Here is a 22,505-nt window from a genome sequence, read left to right on the forward strand (position 1 = left end):
GTTAACGAATGATAAAAATATATATGACCGACGTGACGCCACGATCCGGAATCCCACCCCTGCTGCTCGTGGTGCTGGCTCTGCTGGCGAGCGTTGCGCCGTTCTCCACCGACCTGTATCTGCCGGCGTTCCCCCTGATGGCCGCAGACCTCGACACGTCGGCGACCGCCATCCAGCTCACCCTCACGAGCTTCCTGGTGGGCCTCGCCATCGGACAGCTCGTCTTCGGTCCGCTGTCGGACCGCCTCGGGCGTCGCGGTCCGCTTCTGGTGGGAGCGGTCCTCTTCGCCGCCGCGAGCGTCGCCGCCGTGTTCGCGCCCTCGATCGAGTTCCTGATCGCGGCGCGGTTCCTGCAGGGGCTGAGCGGTGCGGCCGGGATGGTGCTGGGTCGTGCGGTGATCGCAGACCGCGAGCGCGGGGATGCCGCCGCCCGTGCGTTCAGCCTCATGATGATTGTGGGCGGGATCGCGCCGATCATCGCCCCGCTGGCGGGAAGCCTCGTCGTCGACGTCCTCGGCTGGCGCGGGATCCTGGCCGTCCTCGCCGCACTCGCCGTCGCGATGCTGCTCGCATCCTGGTTCGTCGTCGAGGAGTCCCTTCCCCGCGAGCGCCGCGGCCGGGGAGCCGCCGGCGGGTTCCGCGCCCTCGGATCGCTTGGCTACGCGGGTCCGGCTGCGACCTTCGTTCTCGGTTTCGCGGCGATGATGGCTTACATCTCGGCGTCGCCGTTCCTGTACCAGGAGGTCATGGGACTGGACGCGGTCGTCTACGGCGTCCTGTTCGGCGTCAACGCGCTCGGTCTCGCCGCGGCCAGCGCCCTGGCGACCCGGCTGCTGCGCACGATCCCGGCGCGCGGCGTCCTCGGGATGGGCGTTGCGGGCCTCATCGGCGCGACCGGCGTGCTGTTCGTCCTGTCCGTGTCCGGCGCGCCCGCCGGCTGGATGGCCGTCCCGATCTTCGTCGCGGTCTCTTCGCTCGGCTTCGTGATGGGCCCGGCAACCGCTCTCGCGCTGGCGGCTGTCCCGACCGCGGTCGGAACGGGCTCGGCCGTGCTCGGCGCGGGTCAGTTCGGGCTCGGGGCGCTCGTGTCGCCCCTCGTGAGCCTCGAGGTTGGGAACGCGACGCTGCCGCTCGCGATCGTGATGCTCGTTCTCGCGCTGCTCGCGGGGGCCGCGCACCTGGCCGGACGAGCTGCCTCGCCTCAGGCGGCGGAGAAGGCGGCAGGTGCGGATGCGGCGGACTCGGGGGCGAACCGGCACGTGAAAGTGTGCGTGCCGGATGCCACCTCGATGGGAGCCGAGCCGTCGGGCAGCTGAACGGTCGCCTCGGTCGACGGCGGCACGACGACCTCGAGCGCGAAGTCCTCGCCGTCGAGCGTCCACGACACGGCGGCGCGGCCGTACGGCGTCTCGTGCGAGGCGCGCGCCCACGTCAGCTCGGGCGTCGGCACCGGCGCGATGCGCAGGCGACGGTACCCGGGGGCATCCGGGGCGAGGCCTGCGACCCGGCGGTGCAGGAAGTCCGCGATCGCGCCGAAAGCGTAGTGGTTGAACGAGGTCATCTCGCCCGGGTTGATCGAGCCGTCGGGGAGCATGGAGTTCCAGCGCTCCCAGATCGTCGTCGCTCCCATCGTCACGGCGTACAGCCAGGAGGGGCACTCCTGCTGCAGCAGCAGGCGCCACGCGGTCGCGGCATGGCCGGTGTCGGCCAGCGCGTCGCACACGACGGGGGTGCCGAGGAAGCCCGAGCCGACGTGGAAGCCGTCGGCAGCCACCTGGTCGGCCAGCAGGGAGCCTGCGTGCTGGCGCTGGTCGGGCAGCAGGAGGTCGAACGCAATGCCGAGTGCATACGCGGTCTGTGACGGGAACGCCGCGCGGCCGGACGGTGTGACGTACTCGGTGCGGAAGCGCGTCGCGGCTCGGTCGAACAGGCCGTCGTACCTCGCTGCGGCGGACTCGTCGCCCAGCAGCAGGGCGGTGTCGCGCACGATGCGCGCCGAGCGTGCGAGGTACGCCGTCGCCACCGCCTGCCACGGCAGTCGCGCCGCCCACGGCTGGTCGTCGGGTGCGGCCGAGTCGAGCCAGTCGCCGAACGAGAAGCCGCCGCCCGGGAAGTCGATCTCGTCGCCGGCGCGCGCAGCGAAGAAGTCGGTCCACGAAGTCATCGACGCCCACTGGCGGCGGAGGATGCCGACATCGCCGTACCGCTCGTACAGCGTCCAGGGCACGACGGTGGCGGCGTCGCCCCAGCCCGCCTCGGCGCCGAGCGGCGGCAGGTGCGGGTCGACCTCGGCCCACGGGACGTACACCGGCACATTGCCCTCGGCGGTCTGGTCGGCGGCGAGGTCGGCGAGCCAGCCGGTGAGCATCCCCGACGTGTCGTAGAGGAACGAGGCGGTCGGCGCGAAGACCTGCAGGTCGCCGGTCCAGCCGAGTCGTTCGTCTCGCTGCGGGCAGTCGGTCGGGACGTCGAGGAAGTTGCCCCGCATCCCCCACACGACGTTCTCGTGCAGGCGCGTGAGCAGGGGATCGGATGCCTCGAACGCGCCGAGCCGGCGCATGTCGGTGTGGACGACGACGGCTTCGAGGTCGTCGAGCGTGAGCTCTCCGGGCCACCCCTCGACCTCGGCGTAGCGGAAGCCGTGGAAGGTGAACGCCGGCTCCCACGTGAAGGCCCCGCCCGCGATGACCACCTCGTCGGTCGCCTTCGCGCGGCGCAGCGGGCGGGTCCCGAGTTCGCCGTCCTCGAGGACCTCGGCGTGGCGCAGCGTGATCGTCGTCCCCGGTTCGCCCGCGGGGACCCGCACGCGCAGGCGTCCCACGAGGTTCTGACCGAAGTCGACGAGCGTGCGCCCCGCCGGCGACGTCGTGATCGCGACAGGGCGCACCGACGCGGTTCGCCGCACGGCGGGACCATCGGGTGCGACGACCGTGGCGGGGTCGAGGTCGACGACCGACACGGGTCGCCATGCCGAGTCGTCGAAGCCGGGCTCGCTCCAGCCTGCGACGGCGCGGCGGGCGTCGAACGTCTCGCCCATGTACAGGTCCGCGCGGGTCACCGGGCCGGGCGCCCAGCGCCACGTGCCGTCGGTGCCGAACACGGCGAGCGAGCCGTCCTCATGCTCGACCTCGAGCTGCACGAGCGCGGCGGTGCGGTCGCCGTATGTGTCGCGCAGCCCGCCGAAGCCGAGGAAACCGCGATACCAGCCGTCGGCCAGGTGGACGCCGAGGGCGTTGACGCCCTCGCGCACCTGATCCGTGACGTCCCACGTGCGGTAGCGCAGGCGGTTCACGTAGCTCGTCCAGCCCGGGTGCAGCACGTCTTCGCCGACGGTCTCCCCGTTGAGGTGCAAGGTCATGACGCCGTGGGCGGTGGCCCGGATGCGGGCGCGACGGATGCCGCTGCCCAGCGTCGCCTCGCCGCGCAACAGCATCGCCGGCTCGCCGTCGTCGCCGGGGGCGGGCAGTCCGGGTGCGACCAGCGATGCGGTCCAGAGCGCGGGATCGGTCAGCCCCGTCTCGAGGGCGGTCGGGTCACTCCACGCGCTCGCGGCATCGTCCGGGCCCCACACACGTACTCGCACCGATCGCCGCGCGCGGCTGGGCAGGGCTTCGACCGGCCAGTCGACGAGGACCTGCGCGTCCGAGTCGACTCGCCCGCTGGTGAACGTCTCGGTGCCGGCCTCCGGGACCGAGACCTCGATCTCATAGGCGCGTTGACGCCACCCGGCTTCGTCGGTGTCCACGACCCAGGACAGGCGGGGGTGGCTCTCGCCGATGCCGAGGGGCTCGCGATGGTGCTCGATCGTGACAGGGCGGACGGCTGCGGTCATGGTGTCCTCAGGGAGGGTGCGGGTGGATCAGATGGGGTCGACGAGGAAGCCGTTGATGTGGCGGCGGCTGTCTTCGGCCATGTCGACGTCGAGGTCGTCGAGCCAGAGGAGCCCCAGCCCCTCGATGATGGCGAGGGTGCTCAGCGCGGCCGCGCGCGGAGAGACCCCTTCGAGCAGTCCGCCGTCGGCGCCGACTTCTTGGAAGGCGGCCGTGACGGCATCGGCGATGCGGTGGAAGCGCTCGGCGAAGTACGGGCGCGCGGGGTGTTCGGGGTCCGTCGCCTCGGCGGCCAGGATCGAGTACAGCTGAACGACACCGCGCTGGTCAGCCTGCGTGCGCGAGATCTCGACGAGGCCGGCGAGGAAGTCGCGGCCGTGGAGGTCTTCGAGGCTGTGCTCGGCGCGCGCGTCGCGGCGCTCGAGGACCGCGCGCAGCAGCGCCATCTTTCCGCCCGAGAAGTGGTGGAGCACACCGGTCTGCGTCATGCCGACGGCCTTGGCGATCTCGTTGACGGAGCTCGCGGAATAGCCGCTCTTCGCGAACACCGCGAAGGCTGCGTCGAGGATCTGCTCGCGCCGCTCTGCGCTCTTGCGGTACTCGCCTCTGGGTCCGGCCATCGCCTCAGCGTATGTCGCCCAGATGAAAATATGCAAGCCTCAATATTTTCGTGCTAGCGTGTCCCCCGTCCTCAGGAGGGGGCACGTTCGAAGACGATCGAGGACGGATGCCATGACCAACACATTCCCCGACGACTTCCTCTGGGGAGTCGCCGTCGCCGGGCACCAGAACGAGGGCGGCAACGCCGACAGCGACATCTGGTTCCTCGAGAACGTCGAGCCGAGCCTGTTCATGGAGCGGTCCGGCGACGCATGCCGCGCCTACGACCTGTGGCCGGATGACCTCGACCGCGTCGCGGGCCTCGGGCTGAATGCCTTCCGCTTCTCCGTCGAGTGGGCCCGCATCGAGCCCGCTCGGGGTGAGGTCTCTCAGGAGGCGCTCGACCACTATGAGCAGGTCGTGGACGGATGCCTCGAACGCGGTCTCGCCCCGATCGTGACGTTCAGCCACTTCGCGGCTCCGCACTGGTTCGCCGCATCCGCCTCGTGGCTGGCCGCAGACGCCCCGCAGCTGTTCGCCGACCAGTGCGATCGGGTGATGGCGCGTATCGGCGATCGGATCGCCGCCGGGGTCACGCTCAACGAGCCGAACCTCGAGCAGCTGCTGCAGGACAAGCTCCCGCCGCACGTCGAGCAGATCAAGCTCGACATGCTGGCGGCCGCCGCACGGGCGGCCGGCAGCGAGAGCTACTACGCCGCGAACGTCATCCCCGCGAGCGCGCAGGTGGAGTTCCGGGATGCGTTCACGGTGGTGCACCGCACCGCGAAGGCCGCCATCAAGGCGCGGCGCGCCGACCTGTCGGTCGGCGTCTCGATCGCCATCAGCGACGAGGTCGCCCTCCCCGGCGGCGAGGATCGCCGCGATGAGCGACGCGCGCGCGTCTACGACCACTGGCTCGAGGTCGCGCGCGACGATGACTTCATCGGCGTGCAGAACTACGAGCGCACCTACCACGGCCCCGACGGCGAGGTCATCCCCGAAGGGGAGCGCAACGGCATGGGCACGGTCATCGAGCCCGGCTCGCTCGCCGGCGCTGTCCACTACGCGCACGAGAAGTCCGGGGTGCCGGTCTTCGTCACCGAGCACGGCCTGCAGAGCCCCGACGACGCCCAGCGGGCCGCGTTCATCCCGGCTGCCCTCGACCTGCTCGCCGACGAGATCGCGTCGGGCACGCCGGTGCTGGGGTACTGCCACTGGACGCTCATGGACAACTTCGAGTGGATCTTCGGGTACGGCCCCAAGCTTGGATTGTTCGAGGTCGACCGCGAGGCGATGGTGCGAACCGCCAAGCCGAGTGCGGGGGCGTACGCGGAGTATGTCCGAGCGCAGGCCAGCGTGCGGAGCTGACCCGGATCGTCGCCCTGCGGCGGCCGCGGTGCTTACGCGCCGCGGTCGCCGCGCCACAGGCGATCGGTGATCGCCTGGACGTCGCGGTCGAGGTGGTCCATGCGCTTCTCGAGCCCGTCGAAGCGGGCGTGCAGCCCGGCGACTTCGCCCCGCAGGCCGCCGATCTCGCCGCGCAGGCCGCCGATCTCGCCGAGCATCTCGGCCCGCAGGCCGCCGATCTGGGCGCCGACCTCGCTGCGCAGGCCGCCGATCTCGCTGCCGACCTCGCCGCGCAGGCCGCCGATCTCGCTGCCGACTTCGCCGCGCAGGCCGCCGATCTCGGCACGCAATCCGCCCACCTCGGCGCGGATGACCCGGCTCAGGCTCGTGATGACCACCGTGAACCCGCCGAGGATCGCCGCGGCGAACACGCCGATGAGCGTCCAGATCTGCGGGTCGTTCATGTCCACTCCCTCATTGTCGCCCTCGGGGTCGAGGTTGTCACGGGCTGCCAAGGTCGGGTCTTCCGGATGGGCGTCTGTGGAGCACGCGCGGTCCGCTCCGGCTGGGGAGGAGGCGAGCGATCCCTTGACCATTCCTTTAAGCGGAATGTATATTCCTGTTCTGTGAAGACTCTGCCATCGCAGCTGACGCCCTTCGTGCGTTCCGATGCGGTCGGGGCCCTGCTCGCCGAGACGCTCGGCCACCCCGACGCGGAGTTCACGCTGTCCGCACTCGGCCGGCTGACCGGGGTGAGCGGGCCGGTGGTCCATCGCGAGGTCACGCGCCTCGTCGACGCGGCCGTGCTGCAGGACCGGATGGAGGGGCGCAATCGCCTCGTGCGCGCGAACCCCGAGCATCCGCTCTACGCACCGATGCGCGAGATCATCGCGGCGACGTACGGGCCGGTTCCAGTCCTGCGCGCCGCGTTCGACGGCGTCGACGGCGCCGAGCATGTGTACATCTACGGGTCGTGGGCGGCCCGCCGCGGCGGCGAAGCCGGGCCGTTCCCCAACGACGTCGATGTGCTGGTCGTCGGAGACGTCCCCCGCCGGACGCTCAGCGCCATCGCGGGGGAGGCGAGCGATCAGCTCGCGGTCCCGGTGAACATCACGCGCGCCTCGCGGGAGGACTGGGATGCCGCCGAGCCGCCGCCGTTCCTGCGGACGGTGCGCTCCCGCCCGTTCGTCGACGTGATGACGGGTGCCGTCCATGGCGGATGAACCCGACGTCATCGGCGAGATGCTGCAGCGGCGACGACTCGAGCGCGTCGCTGTGAATCCCGAGCACGCACGGCGGGTCCTGCGGGCAGCCGAGCAGCACGTCGGCACCGCCCGGGTGATCGCCGCCACCGACGACCACGCCATGGCGTTCACCGCGGCGTACGACGGTGCGCGCAAGGCGCTCGCCGCGGTCCTGGCCTCTCATGGACTGCGCGTGCGGGCGATCGGCGGCGCGCACCGGAACACCGCCGTCGCGGCATCCGCCTTCGTGGCGGATGAGGCGCTCGGCGAGTTCGACTGGATGCGCCAGGTGCGCAACAGCACCGAGTACCCCGACGACGAGCGGCCGACCGCGACGCCGCAGGACGTCGTCGAGGCGATCGATGCGGCCGACGCGATCGTCGCGGCCTGCGCGCGGTACGTGGGCTCCTGACCCCGCGGCCCGGGGCGGCTCAGCCCGGCTTGACCGCCTGCAGGGTGTAGCTGAGCGGCATGACGCCCGCCAGGCGGTCGAGGGCCCATTCGCCGCCGGGACGCTCGATCATCTGGCCGGGGTAGGCCTGCCACGGCAGGCTGTCGTGCTCCGTCAGCCCCGTGAGGGTGAGGCCGGCATCCATCACGGCGGTCACGATCTCGCCGAGGCCGTGATTCCACGAGTACGTCCGGGTCGCGGTCAGCGGCCGATCGACCTCGACGTACGATTCCTCCTCGTCCCACGGCAGCGGCTCCGCCGTCTCGAAGTACGGGAAGCGCAGATGGATGTCGCCCTCGATGCGCTCGTCGACGGCCCACACGATCGGGTGGCTCTCGCGGATGAACAGCCGCCCGCCCGGAGCCAGCAGCTCGGCCACGACGCGCGCCCAGCGCGACACGCTCGGCAGCCAGCACAGCGCGCCGACGCCGGTGTAGACGAGGTCGAATGTGCCGCGCTCGAGCACATCGGCGGCCGCGTAGACGTCGGACTCGACGAAGTCCACGTCGTCGCCGGCATCCGCGGCCAGCGCGCGGGCTTCGGCGACGGCGACCGATGAGAAGTCGAGACCCGTGACGCGCGCGCCCAGGCGTGCGAGCGAGATGGTGTCGGTGCCGATGTGGCACTGCAGATGCACCGCGCGCGTGCCCTCGATGTCGCCCAGGCGCGGAACGTCGAACCGCACGACCTCCGAGAGGAGCGCGGGATCCTGGATGTAGCGACCCACGTCGTAGCCCGAGCCGTTGCGCGCGGCGTGGAGTCCCGCGCGCTCGTCCCAGTTCGCACGGTTGGCGTCGGTGAACTCCTGCACCCCGCCACCCTATCCGCGAGGGATCCGCCCGGTCAGCGCGAGACGGTGCGGAAGCCGGCGTTGCCCATCGAGGAATCGGGGGTGTTCTGCGACCGGGCGGAGTTGCGGTAGCGGTTGCAGTACGAGATGTGGCACAGGTAGCTGCCGCCGCGCAGGATGCGCGACCCGCCCCGGATCGGGCCCGTGGGGTTTGCTGCGGGCGAGGCGCGGTAGTAGTTCGGATCGAACCAGTCCGCGCACCACTCCCACACGTTGCCGATCGGCTGCCACAGTCCGTAGCCGTTGGGCTCGAAGGTGCGCACTGGGGCGGTCGTGAGGTAGCCGTCCTCGAGCGTGTTCGTGCCGGGGAAGCCCCCTTGCCAGATGTTGGCGCGCCACGTGCCGCCGGCATCCGGCTCTTCGTCGCCCCACGGGTACTTCTTCTGATCGAGGCCGCCACGCGCGGCGTACTCCCACTCGGCCTCGGTGGGCAGGCGCCGGCCGGCCCAGTCGCAGTAGGCCTGGACGTCGTTCCACGAGACATGGACGACGGGATGGTCGCCGAGGCCGGCGAGCGACGAGTTGCGCCCGCCCGGATGCCGCCAGTCGGCGCCCTTGACGCCGAACCACCAGGGCGTGCCGGGCGGCTGGCCCAGGATGTCCTCCTCCGGCGCGGCGAGCGCCAGATGGAAGACGGCCGAGAATCCGAAGGTCTCGGCCTCGGTGGCGTAGCCGGTCGCGTCGACGAAGCGCGCGAAGTCGTCGTTCGTGACGCTCGTGGCATCGATCGAGAAGGAGCCGAGCGTCACCTCGTGCAGCGGGACCTCGCCGTCACCGGCGTTGCGGTCGCCCGAGGAGTCGCCCATGACGAACGTGCCGGCCGGGATGACCGCCTGCTCGATGGTGTGGCGATCCGTCGCGCCCGCGCCCGCCGTGCTGGGGGCGTCCGACGGACGCGAGATCGAGACGAACTGCTCACGTCCGGGCGTGCCGCAGCCGCATCCCGCTCCGCAGCCACCGTCTCGATCGTCGTCCTGCTCGTTCACCCTGCCATTCTCTCCGCATCCGCAGCATCGAGCACGTGGTGATCAGGAGCCGGCGGCGATGCGGGCGGCCTGGCGGGCGGCGCCCAGCGCGACGTACTCGGCGGGGGCCGGTACGTCGACGGGGATCCCAAGCACCTGCGGCGCGATCCGTCGCACCGCTTCGGACTGCGCGCCGCCGCCGATCAGCAGTGCGCGGGTCAGCGGCACGCCGAGCCCGCGCAGGGCGTCGAGCCCGGCGCCGAGGGCCGACAGCATCCCCTCGACGGCGGCGCGGGCGAGGTTCTCCCGTGTCGTCGAGGCGAGCGTCATGCCCGTGAGGGACGCCGTCGCGTCGGGAAGATTCGGCGTGCGCTCGCCTTCGAAATAGGGGACGAGCGTCAGCCCTCCAGCGCCGAGCTCCCCGTCGAGCGCGAGCCTGCTGAGCTCGTCGTGGTCGACGTCGAGAAGCCGGGCGATGGCGTCCAGGACGCGCGCGGCGTTCAGGGTGGCGACCAGGGGCAGGAAGCGGCCGTCGGCGTCCGCGAAGCCGGCGACCGTGCCGGTCGGATCGATCGTGCGCTGCTCGCTGACGGCGAAGACCGTGCCGCTTGTGCCGATCGAGACGACGACATCGCCGGGGCCCGCACCGAGGCCCAGGGCGGCGCCGGCGTTGTCGCCCGCGCCCGCGCCCACGCGGCGCCCCTCGGCATCGGCGACCCATTCGGTCGGGCCGAGCACGCGCGGCAGGATCGCGTCTTGGCCGAGCGCGGCGATGAGCAGTTCGCGGTCGTAGCCGCCGGATGCGGGGTCCCAGTAGCCGGTGCCCGAGGCATCCGAGCGGTCCGTCACGAGTTCCTCGAGCACCGGGCCGCGCGGCGACTCGCCGGCGGGGCCGAAGCCGCGCAGGCGCCACGTCAACCAGTCGTGGGGGAGGGCGACGGCGGCCACGCGCGCCGCGTTCTCGGGCTCGTGGTCGCGCAGCCAGCGCAGCTTGGTGATGGTGAACGACGCCACGGGCACGAGGCCGGTGCGGCGGGCGAGCTCCTCGGCCCCGAACTCGGCGATGAGGTCTGCCGCCGCGTCCGCCGAGCGGGTGTCGTTCCACAGCAGGGCATCGCGGATCACGCGGCCGTCGGCATCCAGCGCGACCATGCCGTGCTGCTGGCCGCCGATCGCCCACGCGGCGACGTCGTCAAGCCCGCCGGCTTCGGCGACGGCCGTTCGCAGCGCGGTCCACCACGCCGCGGGATCGACGGCGGTGCCGTCCGGGTGCGCCGCGCGCCCCTGCCGCACGATCGCGCCCGTGTCGGCATCCGTCACCACGACCTTGCACGATTGCGTCGACGAGTCGACCCCCATCACGAGTGCCATGTCGCTCCTTCATCGGTTCGATGGCTTCTTCTCCGGCCGAAGCCGCGAGTGCTGGGTGATCGTGTCCCACTTCTGGTCGCCCGGCGAAGCCGCAGGCGACCAGAAGTGGTACACGGATGCTGTGTCAGCGGCGCGCGCCTGGACCGGCCGCGCGCGCCTGTGTCAGCCGCGCGCGCCCATCAGGTGCTCGGTGGCCAGCTGCTGCAGGCGCACGAAGCCGAAGCCCTTGCCGCCGAGGTACACCGAGGGGTCGAAGTCCTCGTACGCGGATGCGTCGGCGAGCAGGTCGTCGTACGACTCGCCGTCGCCGAGGGTCGGCTGCGACAGCTCGAACACCTTCGCGTCCTCGAGCGCCTGCTGCACCTCGGGGTCGGCGCGGAAGGCCGCGGCGCGCTCCTTGAGCAGCAGGTAGGTGCGCATGTTCGCGGCAGCGGAGTCCCACACGCCCGTCTCGTCCTCGGTACGGCTGGGCTTGTAGTCGAAGTGGCGCGGGCCGGTGTAGGCCGGTCCGCCGTTCGGGCCGCCGTTCTCGAGCAGGTCGACGAGCGCGAAGGCATTGTGCAGGTCGCCGTGGCCGAAGACCAGGTCCTGGTCGTACTTGATGCCGCGCTGGCCGTTGAGGTCGATGTGGAAGAGCTTGCCGTGGTACAGCGCCTGGGCGATGCCGGCGGCGAAGTTCAGACCCGCCATCTGCTCGTGCCCGACCTCGGGGTTCAGGCCCACGAGCTCGGGGCGCTCGAGCGAGTCGATGAACGCGAGCGCGTGCCCGACGGTGGGGAGCAGGATGTCGCCGCGCGGCTCGTTCGGCTTCGGCTCGATCGCGAAGCGGATGCCGTAGCCCTTGTCGGTGACATAGTCGCCGAGCAGGTTCACCGCCTCGCGGTAGCGCTCGAGGGCCGCGCGGACGTCCTTCGCGCTGTCGTACTCGGCGCCCTCGCGGCCGCCCCACATGACGAACGTCTCGGCGCCGAGCTCGGCGGCGAGGTCCAGGTTGCGCAGCACCTTGCGCAGGGCGAACCGGCGCACCTGACGGTCGTTCGAGGTGAAGCCGCCGTCCTTGAAGACGGGGGCCGAGAAGAGGTTGGTGGTGACCATGGGGGCTTTCAGCCCGGTGGCGGCGAGGGCGCCCTTCAGACGGTCGATCTGCGTCTGACGCTCGGCGTCGGTCGAGCCGAAGGCGAAGAGGTCGTCGTCGTGGAAGGTCAGGCCGTAGGCGCCGAGCTCGGCGAGCTTCTCCACGGCGTGGACGACGTCGAGGGACTTCCGGGTGGGCCCACCGAACGGGTCGGTGCCGTTGTAGCCGATGGTCCAGAGGCCGAATGTGAACTTGTCGGCGGGGGTGGGGGTGGGCATTTCGCGCTCCTTCGCGGTTTTGTTGCGAACAACAACATACTATGCTGAGGGCGTGGATGGAAGTGTCAGACAGCGCAACCTCGCCCGCGTCCTGCGCCTCGTCCACGTCGACGGTCCGCAGTCCCGCGCCGCGCTCACCGCTGCGACGGGCCTGAACCGCTCGACGATCGGCGATCTCGTCGCCGAGCTCCAGCAATCCGGACTCGTTCAGGAGCGCGCCCCCGAGGCGGGGCGCGTCGGACGGCCCTCGCCCGTGGTCGCCGCATCCGCCGATGTCGTCGCCATCGCCGTCAACCCCGAAGTGGACGCCGTGGAGATCGCGGCGATCGGGCTCGATCGCTCCGTGCGTGCGCGTGCGCGCATCGAGCAGGAGGCCGCGCCGTCGCCGGGGGCCGTCGTCGACCTCGTCGCGCGGTGGATCGCCGGGTCGGACGCCCTGCGGGATTCGACCATCGTCGGCGTGGGGATCGCCGTTCCGGGACTCGTACGCGCGAGCGACGGACTCGTGCGGGACGCTCCGCACCTCGGCTGGCGGGACGTCCCGCTGCGCGACCTCGTCGAGGCTGCCACCGGTCTGCCGGCAGACCTCGACAACGACGCGACGCTCGGTGCGCGTGCCGAGCACCTCTTCGGAGCGGCGCGCGGCGTCGAAGACGCCGTCTATCTCAACGGTGGCGCCAGCGGCATCGGCGGCGGACTGATCATCGGCGGTCAGCTGGTGCGCGGTCGCAGCGGTTATGCGGGGGAGTTCGGGCAGAACAGGCCCGGCATCGTCGACGCCGCCGACCGCCGCACGCCCGACGGCGTGCTCGAAGACGAGGTCACGCGTGCCCGGCTGCTCGCGCTCGTCGACCTGGCGCACGCCGACGACGCCGACCTCGCGGATGCCCTCACCGGCATCGAGGACGGCGAGCTCGACCGGCAGCTCCGGATCCTCGCCACCGCGCTCGCCAACGCGGTGAATGTGCTCAATCCCTCGGTTGTCGTCGTGGGGGGATTCCTCGCGATCCTCGCGGCGCGCGACCTGCCGTCGTTCACCGGTGAGGTGCGGTCGCAGGCCATGTCGGCGAACGCCGAGGACGTGGAGGTCCGGGTGGCGGCGCTCGGTGAAGACCGGCTGCTCGTCGGGGCGGCGGAGCGCGTCTTCGAGAAGCGTCTGCTGAGTGCATGACAGCGCGTGCAGAGCGGCCGCAGCCGGACTCGACCTGAATGACGAGGAGCGGGATGAAGCCCACCACGAAGCCGTGGCATGACACGATCGCGGCGCCCGAGACGCGGGCCGCGGCGCTGCTGTCGGAGATGACGCTCTCGGAGAAGCTCGCGCAGCTGGGCAGCTACTGGCCGCGCCCCGAGGAGCCCGAGGCCGCGGGAGACGTCGCGCCGATGGAGTCCGCGTTCGACTTCGCACGCCGGCCCTTCGCCGACGCCGTCACCGAGGGCCTCGGTCAGCTGACGCGCGTCTTCGGAACCGTGCCCCTCGAACCGGCCGAGGGCATGGCCGTGCTCCGGAGGATGCAGTCCGAGATCGTCGCCGCGTCGCGCTTCGGCATCCCCGCCATCGCCCATGAGGAGTGCCTCACCGGGTTCACGGCGTACCGGGCGAGCGTGTTCCCCGCGGCGATCGCTTGGGGCGCGACGTTCGACCCGGATGCGATCGGGCGGATGGCGGCGGCCATCGGGCGCGACATGCGCGTCGTCGGCGTCCACCAGGGTCTGTCGCCGCTGATGGACGTGGTGCGCGACTACCGCTGGGGTCGCGTGGAGGAGACGATCGGCGAGGATCCGTACCTCGTCGGCACCCTCGGCGCGGCGTACGTGAGGGGCCTGCAGTCCAGCGGGATCATTGCGACGCTCAAGCACTTCGCGGGCTATCCCGCGTCGAAGGCGGGGCGCAACCACGCTCCGGTCGGCATCGGGCCCCGCGAGTTCGCGGACGTCATCCTCACGCCGTTCGAGATCGCGGTGCGCGAGGGCGGCGCGGGCTCGGTCATGAACTCCTACTCCGACATCGATGGACTGCCCGCGGCCGCCTCGCCGCAGCTGCTCACCAGGGTGCTGCGGGACACCTGGGGCTTCGCGGGAACCGTCGTCTCGGACTACGGCGCAGTGGCGTTCCTCGACATGATGCACCGCGTGACTGCTGACCGGGCGGCCTCCGGTGCGGTCGCGCTGACGGCGGGCATCGACGTCGAGCTGCCCGAGACCGACGCCTACGGCAGGCTCGTCCCGATGGTCGAGTCGGGCGCACTCGACGAGGCGTACGTCGATCGTGCCGCGCTGCGCGTGCTCACCCAGAAGGCGGCGCTGGGGCTTCTCGACCCCGGGTGGTCGCCGGTCCCGGCCGAGACCGGCGATGGGATGGGAATCGACCTCGACCGCCCGGAGAACCGTGAGATCGCGCGCGAGATCGCCGAGAAGTCCATCACCGTGCTCTCCAACGGCGGCATCCTGCCGCTCGGGCGCGAACCGCGCAGGATCGCCGTCGTGGGGCCGTCCGCCGGCGAGCCGCGGACGTTCCTCGGCTGCTATTCGTTCCCGATCCACGTGCTGGCTCGCTACACGGCCGACGGCACGGGCGTGCCCGTCCGCTCCCTCGCGGCCGCGCTTCAGGAGACGTTCGACACGTCGACGATCATCCACCGTCCCGGTGTGCCGATTCTGGAGTCGGACCGCTCCGGAATCGGGGCCGCGGTCGCCGCCGCCACAGAGGCGGATGTCGCCATCGTGACTGTCGGCGACCTCGCGAGTCTGTTCGGCCGCGGCACCTCCGGCGAAGGCTGCGACGCAGAGGATCTGACGCTGCCCGGCGTCCAGGGCGAGCTCGTCGAGGCGATCCTCGCCACCGACACGCCGGTGGTGCTCGTCGTCGTCTCGGGGCGCCCCTACGCGCTCGGCGCGTACGTCGACCGCTGCGCGGCGATCGTCCAGGCCTTCATGCCCGGCGAGGAGGGCGGCGGTGCGATCGCACGCGTGCTGGCCGGCGACGTCAACCCGTCCGGCCGGCTGCCCGTCGGCATCCCGCGCACGCCCGGCGGGCAGCCGGGGACCTATCTCACCCCGCCCCTGGGACGATTCAGCGACGGCATCTCGAACCTCGACCCGAGTCCGCTGTTCCCGTTCGGCCACGGGCTGTCGTACTCGTCGTTCCGGTACGCCGAGCCGCGCGCATCCGCGACTCGGGTTCCGACAGACGGTGCGTTCGAGGTCGGTGTCACGGTCACCAACATCGGGGACCGCCCCGGTGATGAGGTCGTCCAGCTGTACCTCACCGACGAGGTCGCGCAGGTCACGCGACCGGTGCGAGCCCTCATCGGGTACCGGCGCGTATCCCTCGAACCCGGTGAGAGCGCGCGGGTGACGTTCCTCGTCGACGCCGAACGGACCGTGTTCACCGGTGTCGACCTCCAGCGCATCGTCGAACCCGGCTGGATCGTGCTGACGCTCGGACGCTCCAGCGAGGACACCGCCCACCAGGTCCGGATCGAGCTCACCGGCGCGGTGCGCGCGGTCCCCGCACCCGTCCTCGTCACCCCGGCGCGTGTCGAGTACGCTTCGTCGCCCGACCGATGAGGCCCTGCGCCCCGCCACGCAGAACCTCCAGGGTGAGGGCATGGACGCCGACGGAGCACAGGTGACGGAATCTTCGGTCACCACGTTGCTGGTGCCCCACGCGTGCGCCGCGTCGAGGCGCTGTCCGAGATCACGTCGGTCCCCGTAGCCCAACGGGTCGACCGGTGCCACCATGGCAGGGTCCGTAGGCTCGAGGCGGACCGCGAGGAGGCGGCATGCCCACACTGCGTCAGCGGATCACGCGCGCGATGGATCGACGCGCCCACGGCGGAGCGCGGCTCGGCCCGTATGAGGTGCAGGTCACGAAGGATCTCCGCGTTCCGATGGATGACGGGGTCGAGCTGCTCGCCGACCTGTATCAGCCGGTCGGTGCGGACGGGTCGCTCCCCACGATCGTGATCCGCAGCCCCTACGGCCGGCGCGGGCCGATCGGCAGCATGGCGCGCGTCCTGGTCTACGAGGGCTTCACGGTCCTCTTCCAGACGTGCCGCGGCACACACGGCTCCGGCGGGGTCTTCCATCCGCAGGTCGATGAGCAGCGCGACGGCATCGCCACCTATCGCTGGGTGCGCCGGCAGCCGTGGTTCACCGGGCGCCTGGCCACCTCGGGCGTGAGCTACATGGGCTACGCGGAATGGGCCGCGGCGGGACGGATGCTTCGCGAGGATCCCGAAGACGCGCCCGAGGCGCTCGTCTTCCAGGTGACGATGCCCGACTTCGGGGCCGTCACGTGGGACCACGGCGCCTTGGCGCTGCGCAATGCGCTCGGGTGGAGTCGCGGGATCGACGGCATGGAGCGCGGCGGGCTCGCGATGCTGTCGTTCGTGCTGCCGGACCGTCGGCTCGAGAAGGCGTTCGACGTGCTGCCGCTCAGTCTGGGCGACACCGCTGCCACGGGTCACCCCATCCGCTGGTACCAAGAGTGGATCCGCCACGAGAGCCTCGCCGACGAGTACTGGACGCAGCAGTCGCACACCGCTTCCGTGCCGGAGGTCGCCTCGCCGGTGTTCATGATCGCCGGCTGGCACGACATCTTCACGCCTTGGCAGCTGCGCAGCTACCGGCAGCTCGTCGACGCGGGGAACCCGCCGCGTCTGACGATCGGGCCATGGGGTCACCGGTCACCGGACATGTCGGCGGTGGCTCTGCGCGAAGGGGTGGCCTTCCTGCGCGAGACGTTCCTGGGCGACGAGTGGGATCGCACGGCCCCGGTCCGCGCCTACGAGACGGGCGCGGGGCGGTGGTTCGACCTCGCCGAGTGGCCGCCTCCGGGATCGGCGCCGCAGGACTGGTTCCTCGTCGCCGGCGGAGGAATGGCCACGGATGTCGCACCCACCGGGCTCACGTCGTACACGTACGACCCCGACGACCCGACGCCCGCCCTGGGCGGTCCGAGTCTGCTGCCCGACACCGAGCCCGTCGACAACGCCGATCACGAGAAGCGCACCGACGTGGTCGCCTTCCGCACCGACCCGCTCGCCGAGCCGCTGGACGTCGCGGGAGAACCGGTCGCGACGGTGCGGATCCGCTCGAGCGCCCAGAGCTTCGACGTGTTCGTGCGCATCACCGACGTGCACCCCGACGGCCGGTCGATGACGGTGTGCGACGGCATCCGCCGCATCGGCTCGGTCGGCACCGCCGAGACCGACCCCGTGCCCGATGCCGACGGCTTCCGCGAGGTGGCGGTGTCGCTGTGGCCGACGTTCCACCGGTTCGCCGCCGGGCACCGGGTGGGCGTCCAGATCAGCTCGGGCGCGCACCCGCGCTACGCACGGAACCCCGGCACCGGCGAGCCCGCGTTCGACGCCGTCCGCACCGTCGTCGCGCACCAGGAGCTCGCCCACGGCGGTGCCGCGGGCACGCGCATCTCCCTGCCGGTGTGGTCACGATGACGTCGCCTCCGGTCCCCGCGCTCGAGCCGGCGTTCGAGGTGATCGCCGACCTCGGCGCTCTCGAGGACCACGGGATGACCCGCGCCGGGCATCGGCGCATCATCCCGGTCGTCGGCGGGTCGATCAGCGGCGCGTTCGAGGGCGAGATCCTCGCGGGCGGCGCGGACTGGCAGACCGTGCGCGCGGACGGGAGCATCGAGATCGACGGGCGCTACAGCGCCCGTGCGACCGACGGGACGCTGCTCTACATCCGAGCCGCGGGTGTGCGCAGCGGCGACCCGGCGGTGCTGGAGTCCCTGCTCCGCGGCGAGGACGTCGATCCCGCGGCGTACTACTTCCGTGCCGCCCTCACCCTCGAGTGCGCGTCGCGGCCCGAGCTCGAGCGCTCGGTGTACATCGCCTCATACATCCGCGAGGCGAACCGCGTGCGCTACGTCGCGTACCGGGTGACGTGACGGACGATGCCCGCGCTCGGTGCCGTGGACCGCGCGCGGCTCACGCGACGCATGGCCGCTATCGCACCCCCTTCATGAGGGCCAGCACCGGCTTGACGGCCAGGAGCAGCGCGATGCCGATGCCGATCGCGATGAATCCCAGCACCGTGAAGTAGGGCACCTCGTCGTCGGGGTCGTAGAACTGCGCGAGCCAGCCGGCGATCGCCGTGCCGAGCGCGACCGACAGGAAGTACAGCGACACCATCTGGGTGTGGAAGCGCTCGGGGGCGAGCTTCGTGGTCACCGAGAGCCCGGGCGGCGAGATGAACAGCTCGGCGACCGTGAATACCAGCAGGATGCCGACGAGCGCGATCAGCGGCGTCGAGTTCGCCCCGCCGCCCGCGAACGGCAGGAAGAGCAGGAACGCGCCGCCCATGACGACGGTTCCGATCCCGAACTTCGTAGGCGCCGACGGCGCGCGATTCCCCAGTCGCGTCCACACCGCCGCGAAGACGCCCGACAGGACGATCACGAACACCGGATTGATCGAGTTGATCCACGACACCGGCATGGTCCAGCCGAAGATGTCGCGGTCCAGGCGCTGGTCGGAGTAGACCGTGAGCACCGTGAACTGCTGCTGGTACAGCGACCAGAAGCCGACGTTGACGACGAAGAGCGGCAGGAAGCCCCACATCCGCGAGCGGTCGACCGGCGTGATGAAGCGCGACGAGATGATGACGAAGAAGTACGCGACCGCGGCGACGAGGGTCACGACGATCACGACGCCGGCGAGGTTGTCGGCGCGGACCACCCCGAGCATCACCGCGAGCACGACGAGGACGAGACCCGCCGCGCCGATCCCCGCGACGACGCCGTATCGCTTGCGCGGCAGGGGGTTCGCGACCTCGCGGGACTGCGGGGGCAGCTCTCGGCGGCCGAATGAGTACTGCACGAGTCCCGCCGCCATCCCGACCGCGGCGGCGCCGAAGCCCCAGTGGAAGCCGATGGACGACTGCAGCAGGCCGGTGATGAGCGGCCCGAGCAGCGCGCCGAGGTTGATGCCCAGGTAGAACAGCGAGAAGCCGGCATCGCGCCGGGGGTCCTTGGCCGTATAGAGCGTGCCGACGACGGCCGTCGCGTTCGCCTTGAGCCCGCCGGAGCCGAGCGCGATGAGGACGAGGCCGATGCCGAGGCCCAGCACGTTCGGCAGCACCGCGAGCGCGATGTGCCCCGCCATGATGACGATCGCGCTGTAGAACAGCACGCGCTCCGAGCCGAACAGCCGGTCGGCGAGCCACGCGCCGAGGATCGTGGCGAGATACACGCTGCCGCCGTACGCCCCGACGATGCCGGTCGCGATGCCCTGGTCGATCCCCAGGCCGCCCTCCGCGGCCGAGTAGTACATGTAGATGAGCAGGATGCCCTGCATGCCGTAGAAGCTGAACCGCTCCCACATCTCCACGCCGAAGATGTGCGCGAGCGCGCGCGGCTGGCCGAAGAAGCCGCGATCGTGCCGCGCGTCGAGGTGCTCGGGCGCCGAGATGTGGACCGCGTCCGTGCCGCTCGCATCCGCCGCGTCATCGCCTCCGGTGCGTCCCGCCGCGGTCGCTCCGTCGGGCGGCCCGACCGGCACCTCGTACGGCTCTTCCCGGTCTTCGCGCCTGCTCATGGCGTCAGGGTAGACCCGCCTTCACGGGTGCGACAGCCCCAGCGGCGTCACCCCGGCAGGGACGGATGCCGCATCACTCCGGCAGCGACGGATGCCGCTCCTGCGGGTCCCGGTGGCGGGGGATGAGCAGCGCGATGACGAGGGCGACGACCGCGACGACGCCGCCGATCACGAACGAGATCTGGAAGCCCTGCGGGGTCGGCACCGGGACGCCCTCGTACTCGACCGCGTAGGTCGCGAGCACGGCTCCGATGACGGCGGCCGCGCTGCTGGTTCCGAGCGAGCGGAACAGGGCGTTGAGCCCGTTCGACGCGCCGGTCTCGGACTGGGGGACCGACCGCATGATGAGCATGGGCATCGCCGCGTAGCCGAAGCCGATGCCCATGCCGACGAGGATGTTGGCGACGAGCAGCTGCCACACCTCGCTCGAGAACAGCAGCGTGAACCCGTACGCGACGATGAGCGAGATCGCGCCGAGCACCAGCAGCAGCTTCGGGCCGACCGTGCGCGCGATCCGGCCCGAGAACGGCGAGAGCACCATCATCACCACGCCCGAGGGCATGACGACCAGGCTCGCGGCCAGCAGCGACAGGCCGAACCCGCCCGCCTCGACGGGCAACTCGAGGATCTGGGGATAGGCGACGTTCGACGCGAACAGGGCGAAGCCCATCGCCACCGAGGCGATGTTGGTCAGCAGCACCGGGCGCCGGGCGGCGACCCGCAGATCCAGGAGCGGCTCGGGGATGCGCAGCTCGTACCAGCCCCACAGGAGCAGCACGAGTGCTCCGCCCAGGCCCGTCGCGAGGGTGGCGGGCGCCGTCCAGCCCCACTCGTTGCCGCGCGAGATCGCCAGGAGGATGCCGACCAGACCGATCGCGAGGCCCGCGGTGCCGACGTAGTCGAAGCGCCCGGCCGTGCGCAGCACGCTCACCGGCACGATCCACAGCACCAGGATGAAGACGACCGCGCCGATCGCGCCGGCCACCCAGAACACCGCGTGCCAGTCGGCGCGCTCGGTGATGAAGGCGCTGACGGGAAGACCCAGCGCGCCGCCGACGCCGAGTGTCGCGCTGATCAGGGCGATGGCGGAGTCGACGCGGTCTTCGTGGAGCACATCCCGCAGGATCGAGATCCCCAGCGGCACCGCTCCGACGAACGCGCCCTGCAGCGCGCGTCCCACGATCACCCCCGCGATGCCCGGCGACAGCGCCGCGATGACCGACCCCGCCACGAGGGACGCGGCGAGCACCAGCAGGATCCGGCGCTTGCCGTACATGTCGCCGAGCCGCCCCGAGATCGGCGTGATCACGGCGCCGGCGACGAGTGTCGAGGTGACCACCCAGGCGGTGTCCTCGCGACTCGCGTCCAGCAGCTCGGGCAGCTTCGACTGGATCGGCACGACCAGCGTGAACATGAACGAGGACGCCAGGCCGGCCAGCGCCAGCACGGCCACGATCAGGCCCTGGGGTGGGATCCGGGTGAGTCTCCTGCGCTGATGCTCTTCCCGGTTCACCGAGTCAGGCTATCGGCGCGCGGTGTGCTCGCGGGTCGGATGACGCAGATCAGTGCGACGCCGCGGGCACGGGAGCGTCGAGCGGGGTGCGCAGCGCGGCGCACACGGCATCCATCCACTGCCCGACGCTCGCGTGGGCCTCGGGGGTGTCGGGGCACCGGTAGCGCAGGTGCAGCCCCGCGTCGTTGACGATGAACCACACCATGACGTCGTCGGACTCGATGACGCTCGAGACGTACTGGATCTGCAGGTCGTCCGAGAGGGCGACCGGCAGGCGCCGGGTGTCGAGCCACGACAGCGCGAACATGCCCGGCGCGACCGGCATCCCGCCGTAGGGGGCGAGGATCGGGCCCAGGGGATGCGAGCCGAGCGCCATCGACTGACGCAGTGCCGACGCGCACGCGGACGGGTCGGCATCCGTGCATTCGATGACCGAGTTCGTGATGAACCAGCCGACCGAGTCGTGCCAGCGGCGCTCGAACCGGCTGTGCACCGGGAAGACCGCCCGCAGCGGTGCGCCCGAGAGTTCGCGCGTCACCCGCGTGAGGTGCGACATCGCCAGAGCCGCGGCTCCGACGCCGGCATCGTGCGCGCGGGCGGTGAAGAGATCCATCTCCTCGCCCGACAGCACGTCGCGCACCTCGACGATCGCCGGCCGCAGGTGCGACAGGTCGCCCAGAGGCAGCGGGAACAGCGGCATCGTGCCGCCCTCGGCGTCGAGGATCTCGGCCCACCGGCGGGTGATCTCCTCGGGCGCCGGGTCGCGGGAATCCAGCAGCGCCGTGTGCAGCGCGAACGGCTCGGCGGGCTCCATCGTGGCTCCGGGCTCGCGTCCGGCACGGATGTCGTCGAGGCACTGCACGAGGTCGTGGACGATCACGAGCAGCGACCACATGTCGACATGAGCGTGGTCGGAGCCGATGACGATCGCGGGACGGCGGTCCTCGGCATCCGCGGGCGGCTCGACGAGCAGCAGGCGGTGGGACGGATGCGAGAACGGGCGGCACTCCGCGTCGAACACGTCGCGCACGACGTCGCGCGTGAGGCGGTCGGCGGGGGCGTCGTGCTCGACCCATTCGCCCTCGGCCATCACGGCGCCGTGCAGGGCGACGTGCCCGTCCTCCTCCAGCGAGAACACGGTGCGCAGCGTCCCATGGCGCTCGACGACCGCGCGCCAGGCAGCCGCGAGGGCTGCGGGATCGGTGCCCTCGGGCAGCCGGAAGGCGATCGCCATCCACGATCCCGCGCGGTCCCCGCCGCCCACATGGCGGCCCTGATCGAACGACACCGGCAGTCGCGACCCGTCGCGATCGGCCACGCGCAGGGCATAGCTGCGCACGCGCCCGGGCGGGAGCGTCATGTGGCGGACATTCGTCAATCGCATTCGCCGTAGTGTAGGGGGTCTAGGTTTCGCGT

The 22,505-nt window shown here is 71.5% G+C and carries 18 protein-coding genes; 8 read left to right on the top strand and 10 right to left on the bottom strand.

What is annotated here, in order from left to right:
* Positions 1-23: 23 nt before the first annotated feature.
* Entirely contained in the window at positions 24-1,316 is a 1,293-nt protein-coding gene (locus tag HD594_RS05155) for a multidrug effflux MFS transporter (RefSeq protein ID WP_184749930.1), read from the top strand.
* Here HD594_RS05155 and HD594_RS05160 read toward each other — a convergent pair.
* Positions 1,202-3,832, bottom strand: coding sequence for a glycoside hydrolase family 78 protein (locus HD594_RS05160; RefSeq protein ID WP_184749931.1), 2,631 nt, complete (start codon positions 3,830-3,832; stop codon positions 1,202-1,204). The genes HD594_RS05155 and HD594_RS05160 overlap by 115 nt on opposite strands.
* Before the next feature lie 27 nt (positions 3,833-3,859).
* Positions 3,860-4,450 (bottom strand): TetR/AcrR family transcriptional regulator, encoded by a 591-nt coding sequence (locus tag HD594_RS05165; protein ID WP_184749932.1) that lies wholly within the window; start codon positions 4,448-4,450, stop codon positions 3,860-3,862.
* Between the two features lie 112 nt (positions 4,451-4,562).
* On the opposite strand from HD594_RS05165, the gene HD594_RS05170 reads away from it, so the two are divergent.
* The gene (locus tag HD594_RS05170; RefSeq protein ID WP_184749933.1) at positions 4,563-5,798 is read left to right on the top strand and encodes a family 1 glycosylhydrolase; all 1,236 of its coding nucleotides are present in this window, start codon (positions 4,563-4,565) and stop codon (positions 5,796-5,798) included.
* 32 nt (positions 5,799-5,830) lie between these two features.
* On the opposite strand, the gene HD594_RS05175 is transcribed toward HD594_RS05170, so the two are convergent.
* On the bottom strand, positions 5,831-6,292 hold the full coding sequence (locus HD594_RS05175; protein ID WP_246413865.1) for a hypothetical protein: 462 nt from the start codon (positions 6,290-6,292) through the stop codon (positions 5,831-5,833).
* A 111-nt stretch (positions 6,293-6,403) separates the two neighbouring features.
* On the opposite strand from HD594_RS05175, the gene HD594_RS05180 reads away from it, so the two are divergent.
* Both HD594_RS05180 and HD594_RS05185 read left to right on the top strand, forming a co-directional pair.
* Positions 6,404-7,000 (top strand): ArsR family transcriptional regulator, encoded by a 597-nt coding sequence (locus HD594_RS05180; protein WP_184749934.1) that lies wholly within the window; start codon positions 6,404-6,406, stop codon positions 6,998-7,000.
* The gene (locus HD594_RS05185) at positions 6,990-7,433 is read left to right on the top strand and encodes a HEPN domain-containing protein (protein ID WP_184749935.1); all 444 of its coding nucleotides are present in this window, start codon (positions 6,990-6,992) and stop codon (positions 7,431-7,433) included. Before HD594_RS05180 ends, HD594_RS05185 begins: the two co-directional genes overlap by 11 nt.
* Before the next feature lie 19 nt (positions 7,434-7,452).
* Here HD594_RS05185 and HD594_RS05190 read toward each other — a convergent pair whose 3' ends face one another.
* The 4 genes from HD594_RS05190 to xylA form a co-directional block, all read right to left on the bottom strand.
* Positions 7,453-8,283: a class I SAM-dependent methyltransferase gene (locus tag HD594_RS05190; RefSeq protein ID WP_184749936.1), complete on the bottom strand. Its 831-nt coding sequence runs from the start codon at positions 8,281-8,283 to the stop codon at positions 7,453-7,455.
* Between the two features lie 32 nt (positions 8,284-8,315).
* A complete protein-coding gene (locus tag HD594_RS05195) occupies positions 8,316-9,308 on the bottom strand; it encodes a formylglycine-generating enzyme family protein (RefSeq protein ID WP_184749937.1) in 993 nt (330 codons plus the stop codon).
* Positions 9,309-9,350: 42 nt separating this feature from the next.
* Positions 9,351-10,658, bottom strand: a complete 1,308-nt coding sequence (gene xylB, locus HD594_RS05200) for a xylulokinase (protein WP_184749938.1) — start codon at positions 10,656-10,658, stop codon at positions 9,351-9,353.
* A gap of 162 nt (positions 10,659-10,820) precedes the next feature.
* The gene (xylA, locus tag HD594_RS05205; RefSeq protein WP_184749939.1) at positions 10,821-12,011 is read right to left on the bottom strand and encodes a xylose isomerase; all 1,191 of its coding nucleotides are present in this window, start codon (positions 12,009-12,011) and stop codon (positions 10,821-10,823) included.
* A 52-nt stretch (positions 12,012-12,063) separates the two neighbouring features.
* On the opposite strand from xylA, the gene HD594_RS05210 reads away from it, so the two are divergent.
* From HD594_RS05210 to HD594_RS05225, 4 genes are all read left to right on the top strand, one after another.
* A complete protein-coding gene (locus tag HD594_RS05210; protein ID WP_271171311.1) occupies positions 12,064-13,182 on the top strand; it encodes an ROK family protein in 1,119 nt (372 codons plus the stop codon).
* 53 nt (positions 13,183-13,235) lie between these two features.
* Positions 13,236-15,581 carry a glycoside hydrolase family 3 N-terminal domain-containing protein gene (locus tag HD594_RS05215; protein ID WP_184749941.1) on the top strand — a complete coding sequence of 782 codons (2,346 nt, stop codon included), beginning with the start codon at positions 13,236-13,238 and terminating at the stop codon, positions 15,579-15,581.
* Between the two features lie 215 nt (positions 15,582-15,796).
* Positions 15,797-17,473 (top strand): CocE/NonD family hydrolase, encoded by a 1,677-nt coding sequence (locus HD594_RS05220; RefSeq protein WP_184749942.1) that lies wholly within the window; start codon positions 15,797-15,799, stop codon positions 17,471-17,473.
* The gene (locus HD594_RS05225) at positions 17,470-17,928 is read left to right on the top strand and encodes a DUF3237 domain-containing protein (RefSeq protein ID WP_184749943.1); all 459 of its coding nucleotides are present in this window, start codon (positions 17,470-17,472) and stop codon (positions 17,926-17,928) included. Before HD594_RS05220 ends, HD594_RS05225 begins: the two co-directional genes overlap by 4 nt.
* 58 nt (positions 17,929-17,986) lie before the next feature.
* On the opposite strand, the gene HD594_RS05230 is transcribed toward HD594_RS05225, so the two are convergent.
* The 3 genes from HD594_RS05230 to HD594_RS05240 all read right to left on the bottom strand — a co-directional run bounded on the left by HD594_RS05230 (position 17,987) and on the right by HD594_RS05240 (position 22,473).
* The gene (locus HD594_RS05230; protein WP_184749944.1) at positions 17,987-19,576 is read right to left on the bottom strand and encodes a peptide MFS transporter; all 1,590 of its coding nucleotides are present in this window, start codon (positions 19,574-19,576) and stop codon (positions 17,987-17,989) included.
* A 73-nt stretch (positions 19,577-19,649) separates the two neighbouring features.
* On the bottom strand, positions 19,650-21,050 hold the full coding sequence (locus HD594_RS05235; RefSeq protein WP_184752578.1) for an MFS transporter: 1,401 nt from the start codon (positions 21,048-21,050) through the stop codon (positions 19,650-19,652).
* A gap of 88 nt (positions 21,051-21,138) precedes the next feature.
* Positions 21,139-22,473, bottom strand: a complete 1,335-nt coding sequence (locus HD594_RS05240; RefSeq protein WP_184749945.1) for a condensation domain-containing protein — start codon at positions 22,471-22,473, stop codon at positions 21,139-21,141.
* Positions 22,474-22,505: the final 32 nt, after the last annotated feature.

Origin of the sequence: Microbacterium thalassium, assembly GCF_014208045.1 — a bacterium.
Lineage (GTDB): Bacteria > Actinomycetota > Actinomycetes > Actinomycetales > Microbacteriaceae > Microbacterium > Microbacterium thalassium.

Bases quoted from the DNA above. Each gene is read 5' to 3' on its own strand.
- HD594_RS05155 (WP_184749930.1), top strand. From the start codon at position 24: ATGACCGACGTGACGCCACGATCCGGAATCCCACCCCTGCTGCTCGTG.
- HD594_RS05160 (WP_184749931.1), bottom strand. From the start codon at position 3,832: ATGACCGCAGCCGTCCGCCCTGTCACGATCGAGCACCATCGCGAGCCC.
- HD594_RS05165 (WP_184749932.1), bottom strand. From the start codon at position 4,450: ATGGCCGGACCCAGAGGCGAGTACCGCAAGAGCGCAGAGCGGCGCGAG.
- HD594_RS05170 (WP_184749933.1), top strand. From the start codon at position 4,563: ATGACCAACACATTCCCCGACGACTTCCTCTGGGGAGTCGCCGTCGCC.
- HD594_RS05185 (WP_184749935.1), top strand. From the start codon at position 6,990: ATGGCGGATGAACCCGACGTCATCGGCGAGATGCTGCAGCGGCGACGA.
- xylB (WP_184749938.1), bottom strand. From the start codon at position 10,658: ATGGCACTCGTGATGGGGGTCGACTCGTCGACGCAATCGTGCAAGGTC.
- xylA (WP_184749939.1), bottom strand. From the start codon at position 12,011: ATGCCCACCCCCACCCCCGCCGACAAGTTCACATTCGGCCTCTGGACC.
- HD594_RS05215 (WP_184749941.1), top strand. From the start codon at position 13,236: ATGAAGCCCACCACGAAGCCGTGGCATGACACGATCGCGGCGCCCGAG.
- HD594_RS05220 (WP_184749942.1), top strand. From the start codon at position 15,797: ATGCCCACACTGCGTCAGCGGATCACGCGCGCGATGGATCGACGCGCC.
- HD594_RS05225 (WP_184749943.1), top strand. From the start codon at position 17,470: ATGACGTCGCCTCCGGTCCCCGCGCTCGAGCCGGCGTTCGAGGTGATC.
- HD594_RS05230 (WP_184749944.1), bottom strand. From the start codon at position 19,576: ATGAGCAGGCGCGAAGACCGGGAAGAGCCGTACGAGGTGCCGGTCGGG.
- HD594_RS05240 (WP_184749945.1), bottom strand. From the start codon at position 22,473: ATGCGATTGACGAATGTCCGCCACATGACGCTCCCGCCCGGGCGCGTG.